The organism is Streptomyces sp. HM190, assembly GCF_009857135.1.
Lineage (GTDB): Bacteria > Actinomycetota > Actinomycetes > Streptomycetales > Streptomycetaceae > Streptomyces > Streptomyces heilongjiangensis.
Genome location: NZ_CP047318.1, coordinates 6,781,092 through 6,800,821 on the forward strand (window position 1 = coordinate 6,781,092; position 19,730 = coordinate 6,800,821).

The 19,730-nt window shown below is 73.0% G+C and carries 15 protein-coding genes; 5 read left to right on the plus strand and 10 right to left on the minus strand.

The features are described 5' to 3' along the window. Nucleotides 1–36 precede the first annotated feature (36 nt). The 3 genes from GSY65_RS29020 (at nucleotide 37) to GSY65_RS29030 (ending at nucleotide 5,508) form a co-directional block, all read left to right on the plus strand. On the plus strand, nucleotides 37–1,815 hold the full coding sequence (locus GSY65_RS29020) for a glycoside hydrolase family 35 protein (protein WP_159774173.1): 1,779 nt from the start codon (nucleotides 37–39) through the stop codon (nucleotides 1,813–1,815). Further along, the gene (locus GSY65_RS29025) at nucleotides 1,815–4,268 is read left to right on the plus strand and encodes a beta-galactosidase (RefSeq protein WP_159774175.1); all 2,454 of its coding nucleotides are present in this window, start codon (nucleotides 1,815–1,817) and stop codon (nucleotides 4,266–4,268) included. Before GSY65_RS29020 ends, GSY65_RS29025 begins: the two co-directional genes overlap by 1 nt. Nucleotides 4,269–4,398: 130 nt before the next feature. Then, nucleotides 4,399–5,508: a LacI family DNA-binding transcriptional regulator gene (locus tag GSY65_RS29030; protein ID WP_159774177.1), complete on the plus strand. Its 1,110-nt coding sequence runs from the start codon at nucleotides 4,399–4,401 to the stop codon at nucleotides 5,506–5,508. Between the two features lie 25 nt (nucleotides 5,509–5,533). On the opposite strand, the gene GSY65_RS29035 is transcribed toward GSY65_RS29030, so the two are convergent. From GSY65_RS29035 to GSY65_RS29045, 3 genes are all read right to left on the minus strand, one after another. Continuing rightward, complete coding sequence (locus GSY65_RS29035) at nucleotides 5,534–6,349, minus strand: SAM-dependent methyltransferase (protein WP_159774179.1); 816 nt, start codon at nucleotides 6,347–6,349, stop codon at nucleotides 5,534–5,536. A 121-nt stretch (nucleotides 6,350–6,470) separates the two neighbouring features. After that, on the minus strand, nucleotides 6,471–6,683 hold the full coding sequence (locus GSY65_RS29040; RefSeq protein WP_159776495.1) for a DUF397 domain-containing protein: 213 nt from the start codon (nucleotides 6,681–6,683) through the stop codon (nucleotides 6,471–6,473). Between the two features lie 76 nt (nucleotides 6,684–6,759). Continuing rightward, entirely contained in the window at nucleotides 6,760–7,635 is an 876-nt protein-coding gene (locus GSY65_RS29045; RefSeq protein WP_159774181.1) for a helix-turn-helix domain-containing protein, read from the minus strand. Nucleotides 7,636–7,934: 299 nt separating this feature from the next. On the opposite strand from GSY65_RS29045, the gene GSY65_RS29050 reads away from it, so the two are divergent. Both GSY65_RS29050 and GSY65_RS29055 read left to right on the plus strand, forming a co-directional pair. Continuing rightward, on the plus strand, nucleotides 7,935–8,444 hold the full coding sequence (locus GSY65_RS29050; protein WP_236580104.1) for an ATP-binding protein: 510 nt from the start codon (nucleotides 7,935–7,937) through the stop codon (nucleotides 8,442–8,444). Nucleotides 8,445–8,540: 96 nt separating this feature from the next. Then, entirely contained in the window at nucleotides 8,541–9,452 is a 912-nt protein-coding gene (locus tag GSY65_RS29055; protein ID WP_159774183.1) for a PfkB family carbohydrate kinase, read from the plus strand. A gap of 60 nt (nucleotides 9,453–9,512) precedes the next feature. Here GSY65_RS29055 and GSY65_RS29060 read toward each other — a convergent pair whose 3' ends face one another. The 7 genes from GSY65_RS29060 to GSY65_RS29090 form a co-directional block, all read right to left on the minus strand. Next, nucleotides 9,513–10,109, minus strand: a complete 597-nt coding sequence (locus tag GSY65_RS29060) for a GTP-binding protein (RefSeq protein WP_159774185.1) — start codon at nucleotides 10,107–10,109, stop codon at nucleotides 9,513–9,515. Then, entirely contained in the window at nucleotides 10,090–10,464 is a 375-nt protein-coding gene (locus GSY65_RS29065) for a DUF742 domain-containing protein (protein WP_159774187.1), read from the minus strand. The genes GSY65_RS29060 and GSY65_RS29065 overlap by 20 nt, the downstream gene beginning before the upstream one ends. After that, complete coding sequence (locus GSY65_RS29070) at nucleotides 10,457–10,885, minus strand: roadblock/LC7 domain-containing protein (protein WP_159774189.1); 429 nt, start codon at nucleotides 10,883–10,885, stop codon at nucleotides 10,457–10,459. The genes GSY65_RS29065 and GSY65_RS29070 overlap by 8 nt, the downstream gene beginning before the upstream one ends. 103 nt (nucleotides 10,886–10,988) lie before the next feature. Continuing rightward, entirely contained in the window at nucleotides 10,989–13,742 is a 2,754-nt protein-coding gene (locus tag GSY65_RS29075; protein WP_159774191.1) for a sensor histidine kinase, read from the minus strand. A 266-nt stretch (nucleotides 13,743–14,008) separates the two neighbouring features. Continuing rightward, a complete protein-coding gene (locus tag GSY65_RS29080; protein ID WP_159774193.1) occupies nucleotides 14,009–15,193 on the minus strand; it encodes an NAD(P)/FAD-dependent oxidoreductase in 1,185 nt (394 codons plus the stop codon). Between the two features lie 509 nt (nucleotides 15,194–15,702). Further along, nucleotides 15,703–17,301, minus strand: a complete 1,599-nt coding sequence (locus GSY65_RS29085) for an amino acid adenylation domain-containing protein (protein ID WP_159774194.1) — start codon at nucleotides 17,299–17,301, stop codon at nucleotides 15,703–15,705. Further along, nucleotides 17,298–19,271, minus strand: coding sequence for a type I polyketide synthase (locus tag GSY65_RS29090; protein ID WP_236580105.1), 1,974 nt, complete (start codon nucleotides 19,269–19,271; stop codon nucleotides 17,298–17,300). Before GSY65_RS29090 ends, GSY65_RS29085 begins: the two co-directional genes overlap by 4 nt. Between the last annotated feature and the right edge of the window lie 459 nt (nucleotides 19,272–19,730).

The following is a 19,730-nucleotide window of genomic DNA, read 5'->3' on the forward strand; positions in this document are numbered from 1 at the left end:
GTCACCCGCACGTCCCGAGCCGAAGGGAAGTCAGCCTTGCGCACGCCCGCCCTCACCACGTCCTCCGACGGTTTCCTCCTCCACGGCGAGCCGTTCCGGATCATCTCCGGCGCGATGCACTACTTCCGCATCCACCCCGACCTGTGGGCCGACCGGCTGCGCAAGGCCCGCCTGATGGGCCTCAACACGGTGGAGACGTACGTCCCCTGGAACCTCCACCAGCCCGACCCCGACAGCCCTCTCGTCCTCGACGGCCTCCTCGACCTGCCCCGCTACCTGAGTCTCGCCCGCGCCGAGGGACTGCACGTCCTGCTGCGCCCCGGCCCGTACATCTGCGCCGAGTGGGACGGCGGCGGCCTGCCCTCCTGGCTCACCACGGACCCCGACATCCGGCTGCGCACCAGCGACCCCCGCTTCACGGACGCCCTCGACCGCTACCTCGACATCCTGCTGCCGCCGCTGCTGCCCCACACGGCCGCGAACGGCGGACCCGTCATCGCCGTCCAGGTCGAGAACGAGTACGGGGCGTACGGCGACGACACCGCCTACCTCAAGCACGTCCACGACGCGCTGCGCTCCCGCGGCATCGAGGAACTGCTGTTCACCTGCGACCAGGCGGGCTCCGCCCACCACCTGGCCGCCGGGAGCCTGCCCGGCGTGCTGTCCACCGGCACCTTCGGCGGCCGGATCGAGGAGTCGCTGCGCAAGCTGCGCGAGCACCAGCCCGAAGGGCCCCTGATGTGCTCGGAGTTCTGGATCGGCTGGTTCGACCACTGGGGCGAGGAGCACCACGTCCGGGACGGCGCCGACGCCGCCGCCGACCTCGACCGGCTGCTCGCCGCGGGCGCCTCCGTCAACATCTACATGTTCCACGGCGGCACCAACTTCGGCTTCACCAACGGCGCCAACCACGACCAGTGCTACGCGCCGATCGTCACCTCCTACGACTACGACGCCGCCCTCACCGAGTCCGGCGACCCCGGCCCCAAGTACCACGCCTTCCGCGAGGTGATCGCCCGCCACGCCCCGGTCCCCGACGAGCCCGCCCCGGCCCCGTCGCCGAAACTCTCCGGCCTCACCGTCGAACTGGACCGCACAGCGCCCCTCCTGCCGTGGGCCACCGCCCACAGCGCGTCCGCCGGACGCACCGAGCACCCGCTCACCATGGAGGAGCTGGGCCAGCGCTCCGGCTACGTCCTCTACCGCAGCGCCTTCCCCGAGCCGGGCGACGGCCTGCTGCACTTCGCCGGCGGCGTCGGCGACCGCGCCCAGGTGTTCGTGGACGGCGCCCCCGTCGGCGTCCTGGAACGCGAACGCCACGACGAGACCCTCCCGCTGCGCGTCCCCCGCGCCGGCGCCACCCTGGAGGTGCTCGTCGAGAACATGGGCGGGGTGAACTACGGGCCCCGCATCGGCGCCCCCAAGGGCCTGCTCGGCCCCGTCACCTTCAACGGCACGGCCCTGCACGGCTGGGACATCCACCGGCTGCCCCTGACCGACCTGTCCACGGTGCCCTTCGCCCCGGCCGGCGAGACGGCACACGTCACCGTGCCCGCCTTCCACCACGGCACCTTCGACGTGGACGCCCCCGCCGACACCTTCCTCTCCCTGCCCGGCTGGACCAAGGGCCAGGCCTGGGTCAACGGCTTCCACCTCGGCCGCTACTGGAACCGGGGCCCGCAGCGCACCCTCTACGTCCCCGCCCCCGTCCTGCGCCCCGGCGCCAACGAACTGGTCCTGCTGGAGCTGAACGCCACCACCACCGCCCGCGCGCACTTCACCGACACGCCCGACCTGGGACCGGTGAAGCCCTGATGACGGCCCCCCACCGGCTGCGCCTGCCGGCCCAGCCCCCGCCTCCGCTGCGCGGTCATCTGCCCTTCGCGGACGTCCCCGGCGCGAGCGACCCCATCGAGGTCACCAGCCGCTGGCTCACCCGCGGCGGCCGCCCCTGGTTCCCGGTCTCCGGCGAGTTCCACTTCACCCGCTGCCCCGCCGGGGAGTGGGAGGAGGAACTGCTCAAGATGAAGGCCGGCGGGGTGACGGTCGTCGCCTCGTACGTCATCTGGATCCACCACGAGGAGACCGAGGGCGACCTCCGCTTCGACGGCGACCGCGACCTGCGGCGCTTCGCCGAACTCTGCTCCCGCCACGGCCTGGACCTCGTCCCCCGCATCGGCCCCTGGGTGCACGCGGAGGCGCGCAACGGGGGCCTGCCCGACTGGGTCCTCGCCCGCACCGGCGCGCCCCGCACCGACGACCCGGCCTACCTGGCGCCCGTACGCCGCTGGTACGCGGCCGTGGCCGAGCAGCTCCGCGGCCTGGACCGGGGCAACGGCGGCCCCGTCGTCGCCCTCCAGATCGAGAACGAGCTGTACGACCAGCCGGGCCACCTGCTCACCCTGAAGCGGACCGCCCAGGAGGCCGGACTCGCCGCCCCGCTGTGGACGTCGACCGCCTGGGGCGGCGTCCAACTGCCCCCCGACGAACTGCTGCCCCTGTACGGCGGCTACCCCGAGACCTTCTGGACCGAGGCCGACGGCGGCTGGCCCGACACCTGCCGCAAGCACTTCTTCTTCACCCACCAGCGCGACGACGAGGGCATCGGCGCCGACCTGCGCCCCACCACGGTCCGCGGCGGCGCACCGGACGCGCTCGCGGACCGCTTCCCCTGGGCCACCTGCGAGCTGGGCGGCGGCATGGCCGTGGCCTACCACCGCAGGCCACGCGTCGACGCCGCCGACATCGGCGCCCTCGGCCTCACCAAGATCGGATGCGGATCGGTGTGGCAGGGCTACTACATGTTCCACGGCGGCACGAACCCCCGGGGGCGCGCCACGTTCCTCCAGGAGTCCCACGCCACCGGCTACCCCAACGACCTGCCCCTGCTGACCTACGACTTCCAGGCCCCGCTCGGCGAGTACGGCCAGTACCGGCCCTCCTACCACGAACTCCGCCTCCAGCACCTGCTGCTGGCCGACTTCGGGCAGCTCATCGCCCCCATGAGGTCGGTCCTGCCCGAGCGGCTGCCGGCCGGCCAGGACGACCGGGAGACCCTGCGCTGGGCGGTGCGCGGCGACGGACGGTCCGGCTTCCTGTTCGTCAACAACCACCAGCCGCACGAGCCGCTGCCGGACCACACGGGCGTCTCCTTCACGGTCGACTTCCCGGACGCGCCGCCCCTCACCCTGCCGTCCACGCCGGTCACGGTCCGCCGGGGCGCGTACTTCTGCTGGCCGCTCCGGCTCGACGTGGGCGGACTGCGGCTGGAGTGGGCCACGGCGCAGGTGGTGTGCGTGGTGGACGGCGCGGCGGGACGAGCCGAGGACGGCGCTGACACCGACGCCGTCGGGCCGGTGCTGGTGCTGGCCGCGATCGACGGCATCACCCCCGAACTCGCCCTGGACGCACGGTCGGTGAAGGCGGTGCGGGCGCCCTCCGGCGACCTGACGACCGACGGCGACCGCCTCCTCGTCACCGGGCTGCGGCCCGGCACGGACGCCCTCGTCGAGGTGGACACCGCCGACGGGCGCCGCGTCGGCCTCCTCGTCCTGGACGCGGCCACGGCCCGTACCGCCTACCGGGGCCCCGCCTGGGGTGCCGACCGGCTGGTCCTCTGCGACGGCGGCGTCGTCTTCGACACCCACCGGGACGAGGTACGGGTGCACAGCCGGTCCCCGGAGCCGTCGTTCGCGGTGCTGCCCGCGCCCCCGGCGGCGCCCGTGGCCGCCCACGGCACCGTGAAGGAGACCGCGGACGGGGTGTTCACCCGCTACACCCTGGTCGCGGCGGCCGAGGGGCCCGGCGTCGCCGACGGGCCGGGCGGCTCCGAACGGACCCTGCCCGTCGCCCTCGTCCGGGCGCCAGGCGAGGCACCTCCCACCACCACCGGCGTGCTCGGTCGGGCCGGCGCCCCGGGGGACGAGCACTACGACACCGTCGCCGCCGAGTACCACGTGCCCGTGCCGGACGACCTGCCGCCCGGCACCCTGCTCCGGGTCCACTGGACCGGTGACACCGGCCGCGCCCATGTCGGGGACCGGCTCGTCGCCGACCAGTTCTACTCCGGGCGCGTCTGGGACCTCGCGGTCGACCGGCTGCGGACGGAAGGGGACCCCGGTACGGAGGGGCTGCGGTTGAGGATCCTTCCGCTGCCCGCCGGGGCGCCGGTGCACATCCCGGGCCGGACCGGCGACTCGCCGCTGCCGGCACGGATCGACCGGGTGGAGTGGCTCACCGTGCACACCCTGCCGTTCCGCGCGGGCTGACCCCGGGCACGGGAGGCCGGGGCCCGCGCCCCAGCCTCCCGTCGGACCCCCGGCGTCCCGGGCGCCGCACCTATTCTGTGAACCCCGGCGGGACCCCGTCCCGCCCTCCTGTCGACGAAGGAAGCGCCGCATGCCCCGAAGCACCACGGACGGCACCGCGGCCAACGGCGGCGCGGCCGGCGGCCCCAGACCCACCGGCAGCCGCAGCAGACGGAACTTCGCCGGCGCCCGGCCGGTGATGGACGACGTGGCCCGGCTCGCCGGCGTCTCCAAGCAGACGGTCTCCCGCGTCCTCAACGACCACCCGGCCGTACGCCCAGAGACCCGCGAGGCCGTGCGGGCCGCGATGCGGGCCCTCGGCTACCGCCCGAGCCGCAGCGCCCGTTCCCTGGCCAGCGGCCGTACCCGCATGCTCGGTGTGATCTCGTTCGACGCGGCCCGCTACGGGCCCGCGTCCACGCTCACCGCGATCAACACCGCTGCCCAGGACGCCGGCTACCTGGTCAGCTCCATCGCGCTGGACACCGCGGACCGCGACACGGTCGTCCAGGCGGTGGACCGGCTGTCCGCCGAGGGCGCCGACGGGATCATCGCCATCGCCCCCCAGCGCCCGGTGGCGACGGCGCTCGCCGCCGCCCGCCCCGACACCCCGCTGGTGATGCTCGACAACGGCCTCGGCGACGGCACCCCCGTGGTGTCCTCGGACTTCCGGGCCGGGGCACGGCTCGCCACCGAGCACCTGCTGGGCCTCGGCCACCCCACGGTCCGGCACATCGCGGGCCCCACCGGCTGGACCTCCGCCGACCGGCGTGCCGCGAGCTGGCGCGACACCCTCACCGGGGCCGGGGCCCCCGTCCACGCACCGCTCGTCGGGGACTGGAGCGCCGACTCCGGATACGCCCTGGGGCGGCGGCTCGCGGACGACCCGGACGTCACCGCCGTCTTCGTCTCCAACGACCAGATGGCCCTCGGACTGCTGCGGGCCCTGCACGAGGCGGGCCGCCGCGTCCCGGACGACGTGAGCGTCGTCGGTTACGACGACATCCCGGAGGCCGCGCATCTGCTGCCGCCGCTGACGACCGTCCGCACCGACTTCTCCGAGATCGGCACCCGGTCCCTGCGCCTGCTCCTGACCCAGCTGGACGACCCGGCCGACACGGAGGAGCCCCCGGCGCGGACCGAACAGACCGTGCCGGTGGAACTCGTCGTCCGCCGCAGCACCGGGCCGGCCCCGCGCTGACCCGGCCGCCCGGCGCCGCCCCAGGTCACGGCTTGCGGGCGATCGCCCCGTACATCGCGATGTCCTCGTCGCGGATGCCCTGCTCGCCGGTGCCGTCCGGGTGCCACTTGTGCACCTGGACGATGCCCGGCTCCACGAGTTCCAGGCCCTGGAAGAACTCGTGGGCCTCGTCGATGGTGCGCAGCCGCATCGGCATGTCGCGGGCCGCGTACTCGCGGGCGACCCGGCCCACCTCCTCCGGCGCGAACTCGGCGGTGCCGATGGTCATCGCGAGGTAGCTGCCGGACGGCAGGGGTTCGAGCAGCCGGCGCACGATGCCCACCGCGTCGTCCTCGTCCAGGACGAAGTGGACGATCGCGATCACGGTGAGCGCGACCGGCCGGGTCAGGTCGAGGGTCTCCAGGAACTCGGGGGAGCCGAGGACGGTCTCCGGGTCCTGGAAGTCGGCCTCGATGTAGGCGGTCCTGCCCTCGGGCGTGCTGGACAGCAGCCCCTGGGACAGGGTGAGGACGATGGGGTCGTTGTCCACGTAGACCACCCGCGACTCGGGGGCCACCGACTGGGCGATCTCGTGGAGGTTGGGGGAGGTGGGGATGCCGGTCCCGATGTCGAGGAACTGGCGTATGCCGGCCTGCTCGGTGAGCCAGCGCACCGCGCGGTTCATCCAGTCGCGGTTGGCGCGCATGTGGACCGGCAGGGCCGGCCACTCGCGCGCCATCGCGTCACCGGCCTCCTTGTCGGCCGGGTAGTAGTCCTTGCCGCCGAGGATGTAGTCGTAGATGCGCGCGGAATGCGCGTGCTCGGTGTCGATCCGGTCGGCCGGCCATCCGTTGTCGGGCAACGCCGCCCCTCCCATCAGGTCGTTCGGTCCAGGTGCGCGGTCGGGTGATGTCGGGGTCCGGCGTGCACCGGACCCCGGGTTCGGCAAGTGGTGCGTCAACACAGTTTCGCAGAAAGGGTGTTCACAGCAGGAAGTCGGCCGCTCCCGCCTTCACCCCGGTCAGGAACGTGGTCATCTCCCGCGGGGTGAAGACCAGCGCCGGGCCGTCCGGATCGGTCGACTGGCGTACGGCGACCCGGCCGTCGGCCAGCTTCTTCACCTCCACGCAGGCGCCGCCCGCGTCGTCGCTCCAGGGGCGGCGCCAGTCCTGGGCGCCGAGGTCGCGGGCCGGCATGCCGTTGCGTACGTCGTGGATGTCGCGGATGTCTCGTATCGAGTGGCGCACGTCCTGGGACACGTCGTGGTGCACGTCAGAGCTCCTTGCGTAGGGCGCCGAGGAGGGCCTCGGTCTTGCGGGGCGGCGCGGACTGCGCGCCCAGCCGGTCCATGGCCTCGCGGTAGACGACGACGTCGTCCCCCTTGTCGAGGTACACGGCGCCCACCAGACCGTTGAGGTACACGATGTCCGGCAACTCGGGCGCCCTGAACCGGAAGAGATGGAACGCACCGGCCCGCATCGCCGGATGCGGGCCGTTCCGGAACGGCATCAGCTGCACCGTCACGTGCGGCAGCCGGTTCATCTCGATCAGATGGTCGATCTGGGCACGCATCACGTCCGGTCCGCCCACCGGCCAGCGGAGCACCGTCTCGTCCATCACCACCCACAGCCGCGGCGGCTGCTCCCGCGCGAGCAGTTCCTGGCGGCGCATCCGCAACGCCACCCGGCGCTCGGTCGCCTCCGTCGCCGCGTGCGGATTGCCCGCGCCCAGCAGGGCGCGCGCGTACGCCTCGGTCTGCAGCAGCCCGTGCACGAACTGCGCCTCGTACGCGCGGATCTGGAGCGCCGCCTGCTCCAGGCTCAGATAGGCGGCGAACCAGTCGGGCAGGACGTCCCGGTAGGTGTGCCACCAGCCGCGCTTGTTGGCCTCGCGGACCGACTTGAGGAAGGTCTCGATCTCCTGCTGGTCGCTCACCCCGTAGACCTGGAGCAGTTTCTCCACGTCCGGCAGGCGCAGCCGGGCGACCTTGGCGGCCTCCATCCGGCGGATCGTGGAGTGGCTCACCCCGATCGCCTCACCGGCCTGCTCGAACGTGAGGCCGGCGCGGGTGCGCAGTTCCTCCAGCTGCCGGCCGAGGATCATGCGCAGTACGGAGGGGGCTCCGCCCCAGTCGGTCTCCGCGGTCACGCCCACCTCCTTGCCTCGATGACGCAGTCTGACACGATCTTGGCGCGAACGTAGACCTCCTGCGATCGTCGTTTTGCAAATTTCAACTTGCCGGTTGCGAGGTGTTGTTCACGGATGCCAGAGTGGGACCACCGCCACGGCCTCGGTGAACACTGAGGCTGCGCGGCCAGGTTGGGGGAGATGTGGCCGCAACTCAGCTCTGTGCGCCGCGAGTTGCACGACCTTTGCGGCACAGGGCGAGGCCGGCCGTGGCACCGGCACCCCCGACGGTGCGAAGAGCCCACGAAAGGCGTACGGCGATGGCTCCGCCCCTCCTCCCCCAGTCGTCGGACCGGTTACCTCCGGCCCTGTACCCACCCGCCCCGACGGCGGTCTACGAGCCCCACAGGGCGGGCGTGTTCGGGCTGCCCGCGGTGCCCGTGTCGGCGGGCGAGGCACGTAGAAGTGTCCGCGAACTGCTCGAAGGGTGGGGAGTGACCCCGGACGTCCGCGAGGACGCCCTCCTCATCACCTCCGAACTCGTCACCAACGCGCTGACCCACACCACGACCGAGTGGATCGTGTGTCGGCTGCACCTCACCGGGCAGCGGCTCCGCATCGAGGTCGAGGACCAGAACCGCGGTTCCGCCCAGCCCGCCCGACGCCGACCGGGACCCGACGACCAGAACGGACGCGGGCTCATGCTGGTCGGCATGCTCAGCAGCGACTGGGGGGTCGACGAGACCCCACAACGGTCCGGTCGCGTCGTCTGGGCAGAACTGCCGTCGGAGGGCCGGGAAACCGCCGAGCCCGCCCCTCCGACGGCCTGACCTTCCACCGGGACCCCACACAGCCCGGGGCCGCACGCCTCGGGACCGCACAGCCGGGGTTACGCTTCCCTCTGCGTACGGTGGGAGGGAAGCACGGTGAGCACCGAGTCCGAGACCGACGTCCTGGTGCTGGGCGGTTCCGGCGTCGACACCATCGTCCACGTGCCCGAACTGCCGCTGCCGTTCGCGGACAGTCATCTCGTTCCGGCCATCGAGACCAGAGCCGGACAGACCGGGGACTTCCTGGCGGTCGCCGTGCACGCCCTGGGCCTGCGCACGCACCATCTGGACCTGCTCGGCGACGACCACGAGGGCGACCTGGTGCGCGCGCTCCACCGCGACCGCGGCATCCCGCTCACCGAGGCACCCCTGCCCGGCGGCACCCGACGCGCCGTGAACCTGGTCGGCCCCGACGGGCGCCGCAGCTCGCTCTACGACGGCAGCCGCGGCCAGGAGGCCGACGAACTGCCACCACAGACCGTCCGGGCCCTCGCCCGCGCCAGCCACCACGTGCACGTCTGCATCACCGCGCCGTGCGCCGCGTCCCTGCCGCTGCTGCGGGAGACCGGGGCGAGCGTCTCGACGGACCTGCACGACTGGGACGGCGTCAACCCCTACCACGAGCCGTTCGCCCACGCGGCGGACGTGGTGTTCCTGTCGGCCGCCGCGCTCGCCGACCCGGAGGCGACGATGCGCCGGATCGCCGCACGCGGCCGGGCCCGGGTGGTCGTGGCCACGGCGGGCGCCGACGGCGCGTACCAACTGGCCGACGGTGTGCTCAGCCGTGTCCCCGCGGTGCCCCCGCCCGCGCCGGTCGTGGACTCCAACGGCGCCGGGCACGCGTTCGCGGCGGGCTACCTCTTCGGGCGCCTCACCGGCGAACCACCGCACCGGTGCGGCCTCTTCGGCGCCATCGCCGGCGCGTACGCCTGCACGGTCCCCTCGACCCGCACCGACGCGATCGGCCGCGCCGAACTCCTCGCCCGCGCCGCCGAGCTGGAGACCTGAGCGGCGCGGAGGAGTGGGCGACCGCCCCGTCGGCCCCGCCCACGAGGGCGGGGCCGTCAGTCAGAGCAGTCCGCTCGCCGCGAGCCGGGCCTCCGCCTGCGCGCGGGCCGCTTCGAGCACCGCCAGCAGGACCGTCTTGCTGGACTGGCGCTCCCGCACGTCGCACAGCACGACCGGCGTCGACGGGTCGAGGTCGAGGGCGTGGCGCACCTGCTCGGCCGTCGCCTCCCTGCGGCCGTCGAAGCAGTTGACGCCGACGGCGAACGGGATGTCGCGGGACTCGAAGAAGTCGATCGAGGCGAACGACGCGTCCAGACGGCGGGTGTCGGCGAGGACCACGGCCCCCAGCGCGCCCATCGACAGGTCGTCCCACATGAACCAGAAACGGTCCTGGCCCGGCGTACCGAACAGGTAGAGCACCAGCTCCGGGGAGATGGTGATGCGGCCGAAGTCCATGGCGACGGTGGTCGAGGTCTTCTTCTCGACGCCCGCGAGGTCGTCCACACCCACGCTCGCCGTGGTGATGCGCTCCTCGGTCTCCAGCGGGGCGACCTCACTCACCGAGCCCACCATCGTGGTCTTGCCGACACCGAAACCGCCCGCGATGAGGATCTTCAAGGCGGTGGGAAGGAGCGGCTCAGAGCTGACGGATACCATCCATCACCCTTTCGATCAGATCCACGCTCGGCTGCTCGGTCAGCGCGGGCGGGGACTGGACAATGATCAGCTCGGCGTTGAGGAGGTCGCCACAGAGCACCTTCACCACACTCACCGGCAGATCCAGCGTCCCCGCGATCTCGGCCACCGCGACGGCCCGTTCGCGACACAGCGCGAGGATCGCCATGGCCTCCGGCTCTAAGTGGTCCTGCTCCGACTCATGGGTGAACCGGGAGACCACCAGGGTGATCAGCGTGAAGTGGTGTCTGCTGTGGCGGGTGCGGCCACCGGTGATGGCGTACGGCCGGACATGACGTCCGGCCTGCTCATCGTCGAGCCATCGTGGCTCACGCATCCTGGACGTAACCGGACGGGGCCTCCACGCGTGGTGCGGCACTCAGGTACTTGCCGACCTGCTTGACCAGAGTGCCCATCTCGAACGCCATCATGCCGACGTCCACCTCCTCCGACGCGATCGCGGCCAGCCGCGCGCCCCGGCCGGCGGCCGTCACGAAGAGGAAGGCCCGCTCCATCTGGATGACGGTCTGCTGTACCTCGCCGCCGTGGAAGTGGCGTGCCACGCCCCGGGCGAGGCTGTGCATGCCGGAACCGACGGCGGACAGGTGCTCGGCGTCGTCACGCCGGATGTCCCTCGACTTTCCGATGAGAAGGCCGTCCCCGGACAGCACCACGGCGCAGCGGATCTCCGGAATCCGCTCGACGAGTCCGTCCAGGAGCCAGTCCAGCTGGGGACCGGGTTGTACCTGCTCAGTCATTGCTGAATGTTCCTCACAGTTAGTCGGCGCCAGGGGAAGCGCCGGTCAGGTGGCGCCATGGGGGGGTGCGCCGGGGGGTGGGGCGCCGGGGGGAAAGCGCCCGTCAGGTGGCGCCGGGGCCGCGCGGTGGTGCCTGCCGGTCGTCGCTGCCGTCCGGCCCGCCCGGCTCGGAGAGCCGGGCCCGCTTCAGCCCCTGCTGGATTGCGATCATGGCGCGGGCCGAGGCGTCGGGGGAGAGCCCCGCCTCGGTGTCGCCTTCCCGCAGACCGTCCGCGGCTTCCTTGCGGAGTTGCTGTGCGAGGCTCGCACCCCGGGTCCGCTGGGGCAGGACCTGGGGCGTGGTCAGGGGACCGGAGGAGGTGTCCCGGCCGGACGCGGCGCGGGAGGAGTGCCCGGTCATGGCACCCGACCCGGAGGTGGCGGGCCCGAGCCCGGCACCGCCTCCGCTTCCGTACTGGGGACCGGTCCCGGTCCCGTACTCCGTTCCGGCGCTCATCCGGGTGCCGGAACCGTACTCGGATCCGCCGCCGTACCCGGCGCCCGGACCCTGGTGTGCCGTACCGGCCGCGCCGCCCCCACCGGTCATCGTGGTGTGCGGCGTCGTGGTCTGCCCGGTGGGCACGCTGTGGTGCGGGGCGGGCTCCTGCGGGGGAGCCCAGTCGGTGGTGCCCACGGAACGGGGTGTCGGGGGCGCCGATTCTGGTGGCAGCAGACCGGCACCTCCGTAATCGGGGAACCCGCTGTGGTCCGGCATCCGTGTGTCCGTCAGCAGGTTCCCGGGGGCCGTCAGCGGGTCGGCGCCGCCGGCACCGGAGACGGCACCGGCACCGGAGACGACACCGGCACCCACACCGGCGAGCACCCCGGCACCCTGCGGCCCGGACACGTCGGAGACGGCGTGCCCGCCCCCGCCGAGCCCGGTCCGCTCACCGCCGGAGGAGGACACCGCCGCCATGTTCGACGCGGCGGCCGCCGACGTGAGCTGGTCGAGGACCGGAGAGTCCACCTCCTCCAGGAGGTCCGCCGGCAGCAGCACGACGACGAGTGTGCCGCCGTAGACCGACTCGCGCAGCTCCACCTTGACGTTGTTGCGCTCGGCGAGCCGCGCCACCACGAAGTGCCCGAGGCGCGGGTCCTCGCCCAGAGCGGTCATGTCGAGCTTCGGCGGGTGGGCGAGGAGGTGGTTCGCCTTGTGCCGCAGCTCCTCCGGCACACCCAGGCCGTGGTCCTCGACATGGATGGCCAGGCCCTTGGCGACCCTGGTGGCGCTGACGAACACCTGGGTGTCCGGCGGCGAGAAGCTGGTGCCGTTCTCGATGAGTTCGGCGAGCAGATGCGTCACGTCCGACACGGCCCGCCCGGTCAGGGCGAGCCGCCGGTCGGCCGGCTGGTTCTTGATCTTGACCCGGGTGTACGCCTCGGTCTCCGCGACCGCGCTGCGCATCACGTCGGTGATGGAGACGGGCGCGGTCATCCGGCGGGTGGGCGGCGAACCGGAGAGGATCACCAGGTTCTCCGCGTGCCGGCGGACACGCGTGGCGAGGTGGTCGACCTTGAAGATGTCCTTCAGCAGGTCGGAGTCCTCGTGCTTGCGCTCCAGGTCGTCCAGGAGCGAGATGAGGCGGTGGATCAGGATCTGCGTCCGGCGGATCAGCTGGGCGAAGACCTTCTCCGAGCCCTCCCGGCCGAGGCTCTGGCGCAGCGCGCTCTCCGCGGCGACCCGCCCCAGGTGCTCGATGGCGCCGGCCAGCCGCTCCATCTCGTCCGCCGAGGACGGGCGGGAGACGGCGAGGGAGTCGGGCTCCATCCGCTCGCCTCGCTCTATTCGGGCCAGCAGCTGCGGCAGCCAGACGTCCGACAGCTCCTCGGTCCGGCGCTGGAGGTCGGAGATCCGGCGCAGCGTGGAGCGCCGGCCCCGGGCGGCCAGCAGGGCCCCGGCGGTCAGCGCGGCCAGGGTGGCGGCGGACCCCAGCAGGGTGGCCAGGAGCAGGTCCTCGGCACGTTCCGAACCGGCGTCGGCGATGCCCCGCACGGACTCGGCGCCCAGTGACCGCAGATCACCGATGACGTCCTCGCTCGCGCCGGGCCAGGACGGTGCCTGCCGGGGCAGGGCGGTGCCCTCACCGTTGGTCACGGCGTCCTCGACGACGCCGACGGTGGTCCACTGCGCGCTGTCGGTGATCTCCCCGTAGGAGGCGGCGCCTCCGGCGGGCAGGTCACGGGCGTTGAGCGCCGAGCGGATCTCCTGCTGGATCGCCAGGTACTGGGAGAAGCGGGTGCGCCCCTGCGGGGTCAGCCTGCGTGAGGGGAGCGCGCCGGAGATCAGCGCGTCCTCGCGGGAGAGCATCTCGGTGAGCCGTACGACCGCCGTGGTGGCCTCGGTGGAGTGCGCGCGGTTCCCGTCGTCGCTGCTCACGGCGGCGCCGAACAGGTTCACCCCGGCCTGTACGGCCCCGGTGAAGTACTGGAAGGCGCCGTCGCCGTCTAGTTCCCGGTCGTCGATCGCGGACCGCCGGTCCGCCAGGTCGCCCAGCGCGCCGTCCAGCTTCTCCGCCAGGTTCCGCAGGCGGTGGGTGTCGAGCGCGTCCATGGACGCCTTGCGGTACGAGGTGACCGCGGCGTCCGTCTTCTCCCGGGCCGCGTCCAGCTTCGAACGGTCCGACCCGGCGCGGCTCGTCTGCCACACGGCGGTGAGCCGGCGCTCCTCCTGGAGGCGGGACAGCACGGTCTGCGCGGGTGCGGCGACGGAGGTCGCCCGGTCCGACTCGGCCCACAACTGGATCTGCTCGTCGACCAGTCCGGCCGCCGTGTAGCCCCAGATTCCCGTGGCGAGGACCGCGGGCACGACGAACGGCACGACGAACGAGTACCGGAGGGGTGTGCGAGAGGCGGACCGATGACGTGTCCGCCGGTCGCGGGTGCCTGGCATCTGATTCCTCGTACGACAGCGAAAATCCGATGGCGGTCAGGGGTGGCGCGTATTGTCCGACATCCCCCCTGTGCGCCGACTTGACACGCCGTCGGCAAATGTCAGCGGCCGTGTGGAACCGTATCAGGCCCCGCGCCGGACCGTCAGCATCCGCTTGACGCAACTACCCGTTCGTGGGCATGAGTTGACGAAGATCACAAAAGGGCGAGCAACTTGGGGGTGTACAGGGCGCTCGCCGATCCGATACCGGCCACCGTGTCGAAGTAGATGGACGTCAGTTCCGGGTCCTGTCGCACGGCCCGCAACAGGGACAATCGTTGCTCGTGGGGCTCCAGTCGGGCAACCCCCAGGGTCGCCTCGTACCCCGGAGTGAGAGCGGTGTCACGCTCCTCGGCGTACGCCTGGAGCGCCGCGTCGAGGGCCGCCGGGTCGCCGTCGAGACGCGGACCGGCGTGCCTCGTCAGCGATTCCGCTTGGTGAAACGCGTCAGTGATGCCGCGGGCGGTGATCGAGTCCTTGTGGTGGCCGGAGTCCCCGACCAGTGCCCAGCCGGGCCCGGCCGCCTGCCGGAAGAAGTTCTGCTGGTCGCCCGTTCCGCGCAGGCGTTCGACCGGCTCCCGGCCCGCGATCCGTTCGTACAGGGCGGGCGCGGTGGTGCGGATCTGCTCCAGGTACGCCGAGCCGGCGTCGGCGCGGATCTCGTCGAAGCGGGACTGCGGGAAGTAGGCCAGGACGAGGGTCGCGTCGTCGTTGGTGGCGACGGCCGCCACCCAGGACCCGGTGCTCTCGTACAGCTCCAACGACGCCGGAACGTCGGTGTAGTAGGCGTAGTACGCGCAGGTCAGCCGCTCGTCCTCGACGGTGAACGGGGACTTCGCGAGGTCGGCGACGGTGGAGCGCATGCCGTCGGCGCCGACGACCAGGTGGGAACGCTCGCTGAAGGGCCGGCCGTCGTGTCTGCCCTCCACGCCGACGACCCGGCCGGCGGCGTCGTGCAGCAGGCCGGTGACCACGCACTTCTCCCGGTACTCGACGCCGGACGCGACCGCCGCCTCCACCAGGACCGGGTCCAGGACCCGGCGCCGGGGCGCGTACGCGGCGCGCTGTCCCTCCACGCCGCGGGCGCAGCCCTCCAGCCGTATGTCCGCCACCTCGTAGCTCACCCGGTCGAGCGGGGGGCAGCCGGTGGCGCGCACGGCGTCGAGGAGGCCCCAGCGGGCGAGGGCGGCTACCCCCGGCTGGTGGATGAGGTGGGTGGACAGGGTGTCCGAGCCGAAGACCCCCTTGTCGAGCAGGAGGACGCGGTGGCCGGCGCGGGCCAGCAGCATGGCGGTCGGGGCTCCGGCGCAGCGCGCTCCTACCACGATGGCGTCGAACATGTGGGCCTCACTACATAGGTGAATGTCGGAAGGGGAGCGGACGCGCCGGCGGTGGGGGTGGAGGCGCCGGCGAGGGGGTGGGGACCGGCACACCACGTGCGGCCGGTCCCTCCGGGAACGCGAAAACCCCCGAGAAGCGCGTGCGGACGCCCCCTGGCCGCGTCCGGACGCCCCGGCGGAGGGGGCGGTGCGCGGTGGGTGGGGGGACCGGGCGACTTCGGGGGTTCATGGATGACGGGATCGGAGAGTCGGGTGGGGTCGGGGCCGTGGTCGAGCCGGCCCCGGGGGCGGGTGGGCGGTTCGGGTGGTCGGGTGGTCAGGTAGTCGGGTGGGCGGGGATCGGGACGGAGTGTGGACCGGGAAGGCGGGTCGGGCGGCCGGGGCCGGGAGACGGGCGGGCGGGAAGGAGAGCGTCCACTTCATCGCTCCCCAGGGGGTGGCGCGGTCGCTCCCGGTCCGGGTGAGGGTTCCGGGGAGAGCGGGGAGATGTCGGAGGGATCTGGGGAGGGTCAGCGGGGGCGGGTGAGGTCGGTGAGGAGGGCGCGGCGGTCGATCTTGCCGTTGGGGTTGAGCGGCAGCTCGTCGAGGACGGTGATCCGGCGCGGCAGCATATAGGGAGGGAGCCGGGAGCCGAGTGCGGCGAACAGCCGGCCCGGGTCGCAGCCGGTGCCGCTGACGGCGGCCTCCAGCTCCGGCTCGCCGTCGGCGGCCGGCACCGCGAGCACGACCGCCTCCCGCACCCCGTCCTGCTCCCGCAGCATCGCCTCGATCTCACCGAGTTCGATGCGATGGCCGCGGATCTTCACCTGGTGGTCGGTGCGCCCGAGGTGGATCAGCTGCCCGTCGCGCAGGGCGACCCGGTCGCCGGTGCGGTACCAGTCGGCCTCGCCGACCGTGCCGGTGCCGGCCGCGCCGCCGTCGTCGGCGGGCACGAAACGGCCCGCGTCGTTCGCCGGGTCGAGGTAGCCGGGGAAGCGCTGCGGACCGCGCATGCACAGTTCCCCGGTGTCGGCGGGCTCGCCGTCCTCGTCCAGGAGCAGGAAGTCCAGGGTGGGGAAGCACCGGCCGATCGGCGCCGTGCCGTTCGGGGTCTCGGGCCAGTCGGCGAGGTTCGCGGGGAAGCGGTAGCCGGTGCAGGAGATGGTCAGCTCCGTCGGCCCGTACAGCACGTCGAGCTCGCTGTTCGGGGCGGCCTCCCGCCACTCGCGGGCCGCGGCCAGGGACAGCGGCTCGCCGCCGAACACCGTCCACCGCAGGGTGGGCATGCTGCCCGGCTTCAGGGTGCCGAGGCGGGAGGCGAAGGTGATGAGCGACGGCACCGAGAACCAGTGCGTCAGCCGCAGGGTGTTGACGGTCTTCACCGGCGACAGCAGCTGGCTGCGGGCCGGCACCACCAGGGTCGCCCCGCCCGCCCAGGCCACGAACAGGTCGTGCACCGAGGCGTCGAAGGTCAGCTCGAACGTCTGGGACATCCGGCTGCCGGGCCCGACGCCGTACCGGGGCGCCACATGACCGAGGTTGGCGGAGATGTTCCGGTGGGTGATCGGCACGCCCTTCGGCGCCCCGGTCGAACCCGAGGTGAAGATGATGTACGCCAGGTCGTCCGGGTCCACCCGGGGCCACTCCGTGTCCGGCCGGGGCTCCGCGGCGATCGCCGCCAGCCCCGACTCGTCCAGGACGACGCGGGGCACCCCCGGGTCCCCGTCCGCGGTGTCCGTGAGGACCAGGTCCAGCTCCGCCGCCCGGACGATCCCGGCGGTGCGGCCCGCCGGGTGCTCCGGGTTGAGGGCGACCACGGTGGCCCCCGCCCGCTGGATCGCGAGGTACCCGGCGTACGCGGCGACCGAGCGGCTCGCCAGCAGCCCGATCCGCCGGGGCCGCCCACCCCCCGCCGCCGTGAGCAGCCGGGCGGCGATCCCCTCGGCGAGCCGCCGCAGCTCGGCGTAGGTCAGCCGCCGGTCCTCGACCTCCAGCGCGACCTCGTCGGCGAACTCCTCGGCGGAGCGGGCGAACCAGCCGTACAGGGTCTGCGGGTCGGCGCTCCGCCCGGACGCCGCCGGGCCGGGTCTGTGCGGATCGGACGTGCCGACCCCGGGACGGGTGCTCATCGGGCCGCGGCCTCCAACTCACGGGTCCACTCGCGTAGTTCCCCGACCGTGCGCAGGCGGCCGAACTCCTCCGGGTCGACCTCCTGGCCCGACCGCCTGGTCAGCTCCACCACGATGCGGAGCCGGGCGAGCGAGTCGATGCCGATCTCGGTCAGGGTGGAGCCGTCGTCGAAGCCGGTGCGGGCGTGCTCCCGCAGCAGCCAGGACGACAGGTCGCTCTCCAGGTCCCCGCCGCCGTCGGCGCTCTCCCCGGGCCAGTACCGCTTGGTCTGCCACGGGTAGTGGGGCAGGGGGACGTAGCGGGCGCCCTTCTTGAAGTCCTTGAACTCCTTCTCCCAGTCCACCTCCTCGCCCGCGCGGTAGCGGTCGGCGACCTCCCGGGTGGCCTGCGCGGCGTGCGCGCCCGGCGTCCCGGTGAGCGCGGCCACCAGCTCCGCGTGCGTGGCGCCGGACACCGCCATCCGGTGCTCGTGGTGGCGGCGGCGGAGCGCGGCGCTGAAGCAGATGTCCCGCACCGGGTACCCGGCGCCCGCGCCCCCGGTGTCGAGGTACTCCGCGTACGACCGGGCCAGCGCGTCCAGCGCGGCGGGCGTCCGGGCGGAGAGCGGGAGCACGTAGGTGGTGATCGACAGCGCCGCCATGAGCCTCTCCTTGAAGGTCTCCTTGGCGGGCTCGGCCTGACGCAGCACCACATGGGCGTTGAGCGCGGAGGAGCCCTGACCGGACACGCCGACGACCGCGGGACGGCCGAGGTCGGGCAGGGCCCGTGACGAGCGGGGTATCTCCAGTGGCAGCTCGTCCCAGGCGACCGCCGGGTTGGGGGTCTCCACATGGAGGCTGGCCGGGATCTCGCCGTGCTCCAGGCAGAGCACCGCCTTGATCAGCCCGGCCAGTCCGCCCGCCGCCTCCGTGTGACCGATGTTCGACTTCACCGAGCCCACCAGCAGCGGCCGTTCCGCCGGGCGCCCCTCGCCCAGCACCCGGCCGAGCGCGGTCAGCTCCAGGGGGTCGAGCACGGGGGAGCCGGAGCCGTGCGCCTCGACGTAGTCGACGTCGGCGGGGTCGATCCCGGCGTCCTCGTACGCCCAGCGCAGCACGTCGAGCTGGCCGGTGAGGGAGGGGTTGAGCACCGAGTCGCTGGTCCCGCCGTCGTTGCCGAGGGCGCTGCCCTGGATGACGGCGCGGATCCGGTCCCCGTCGGCGACCGCGTCGGCGAGGGGCTTGAGCACCACGACGGCGACGGCGTCGCTGGGCGCGTGCCCGTCGGCGCTCGCGTCACCGAACCTGCTGCGCCCGTCGGCGGACATGCCCCCGGCCGCCGTCATCACCTGGCCCTCGTCGGGGCGGAGCTTGAGGTTCACGCCGGCGACCACGGCCAGCGGGATCTCCCTGGCGCGCAGGCTCTGCACGGCGCTGTGCACGGCGGTCAGCGAGGACGAGCACGCCGTGTCCACGACCATGCTGGGGCCGCGGAGGTCGAAGAAGTGGGAGAGCCTCGCCGACAGCAGCGAGCGGAAGTTGTGCAGCTGGGCGGCGGTCACCCCGTCGGGGCCGCGCCGCAGGGCACGCTCCAGGTAGTCGGCGCGGGCGTTGCCCACGAAGACGCCGGTACGGCTGCCCGCCAGGGCGTCCGGCCGCTGGCCCGCGTCCTCCAGCGCCTCCCAGGTGGTCATCAGCAACAGGCGCTGCTGCGGGTCGAGTTCCACCGCCTCGGTGGCGGACAGTCCGAAGAACTCGGCGTCGAACTCCGCCACCTCCACATATCCGGCGCGCCTGCTGGCCAGTTTGCCGGGGCCCGGCCGTGGATCGTGCAGGGCGTCCACGTCGTAACGTTCCGGTGGGGTCTCGCTGGTGGCGTCCACGCCGTCGCGCAGCAGCTTCCACAGTTCGTCGGTCCCGGCGGCCCCCGGGAGCCGGCAGGCCATGCCGATCACTGCCACGGACCGTGCGTCCACGTCCGACTTCTTCAACGGACCTCTCCTTCGCAGTTGCGTCGATGTGCCTGTGTGATGGCGCGCTCGACCTCCGCGTGGCCCCGGGGTCGCCGAGTCCGGCGGATGTTGAGCATGTCTCAGGTTCATGAGTCTGATGTGACCACCCGAACGTCCTCGTACCGGGTCCCCCGTGGAGCAGCGGGGCGGGACGCCCTCACTCAGGCCTGTCGGGACAGGCCCCGGCACCTGTCGTCGACAGGTCCCTCACCGGAACGGCGGCCGACCGTCCCGGATGCTGTACTGCGGCGCTGTGCGCTCAGTGGATCTTGGCGCGAAAACGTCTTGGGCGGAAGGGTGTTCCAGCCCACATGTGAGTCCGGGGGCCCGTAGTCCGAACCGCACTCGCCCCACCGCTCAACACCCTCTCGTTCAGCCGGAACCACCCGCACGACCGTCGAAAACCGGACCACCGGACGATTGTCGTACGCAAAATCG

Bases quoted from the DNA above. Each gene is read 5' to 3' on its own strand.
- GSY65_RS29025 (WP_159774175.1), top strand. From the start codon at position 1,815: ATGACGGCCCCCCACCGGCTGCGCCTGCCGGCCCAGCCCCCGCCTCCG.
- GSY65_RS29030 (WP_159774177.1), top strand. From the start codon at position 4,399: ATGCCCCGAAGCACCACGGACGGCACCGCGGCCAACGGCGGCGCGGCC.
- GSY65_RS29040 (WP_159776495.1), bottom strand. From the start codon at position 6,683: ATGCCGGCCCGCGACCTCGGCGCCCAGGACTGGCGCCGCCCCTGGAGC.
- GSY65_RS29050 (WP_236580104.1), top strand. From the start codon at position 7,935: ATGGCTCCGCCCCTCCTCCCCCAGTCGTCGGACCGGTTACCTCCGGCC.
- GSY65_RS29060 (WP_159774185.1), bottom strand. From the start codon at position 10,109: ATGGTATCCGTCAGCTCTGAGCCGCTCCTTCCCACCGCCTTGAAGATC.
- GSY65_RS29065 (WP_159774187.1), bottom strand. From the start codon at position 10,464: ATGCGTGAGCCACGATGGCTCGACGATGAGCAGGCCGGACGTCATGTC.
- GSY65_RS29070 (WP_159774189.1), bottom strand. From the start codon at position 10,885: ATGACTGAGCAGGTACAACCCGGTCCCCAGCTGGACTGGCTCCTGGAC.
- GSY65_RS29080 (WP_159774193.1), bottom strand. From the start codon at position 15,193: ATGTTCGACGCCATCGTGGTAGGAGCGCGCTGCGCCGGAGCCCCGACC.
- GSY65_RS29085 (WP_159774194.1), bottom strand. From the start codon at position 17,301: ATGAGCACCCGTCCCGGGGTCGGCACGTCCGATCCGCACAGACCCGGC.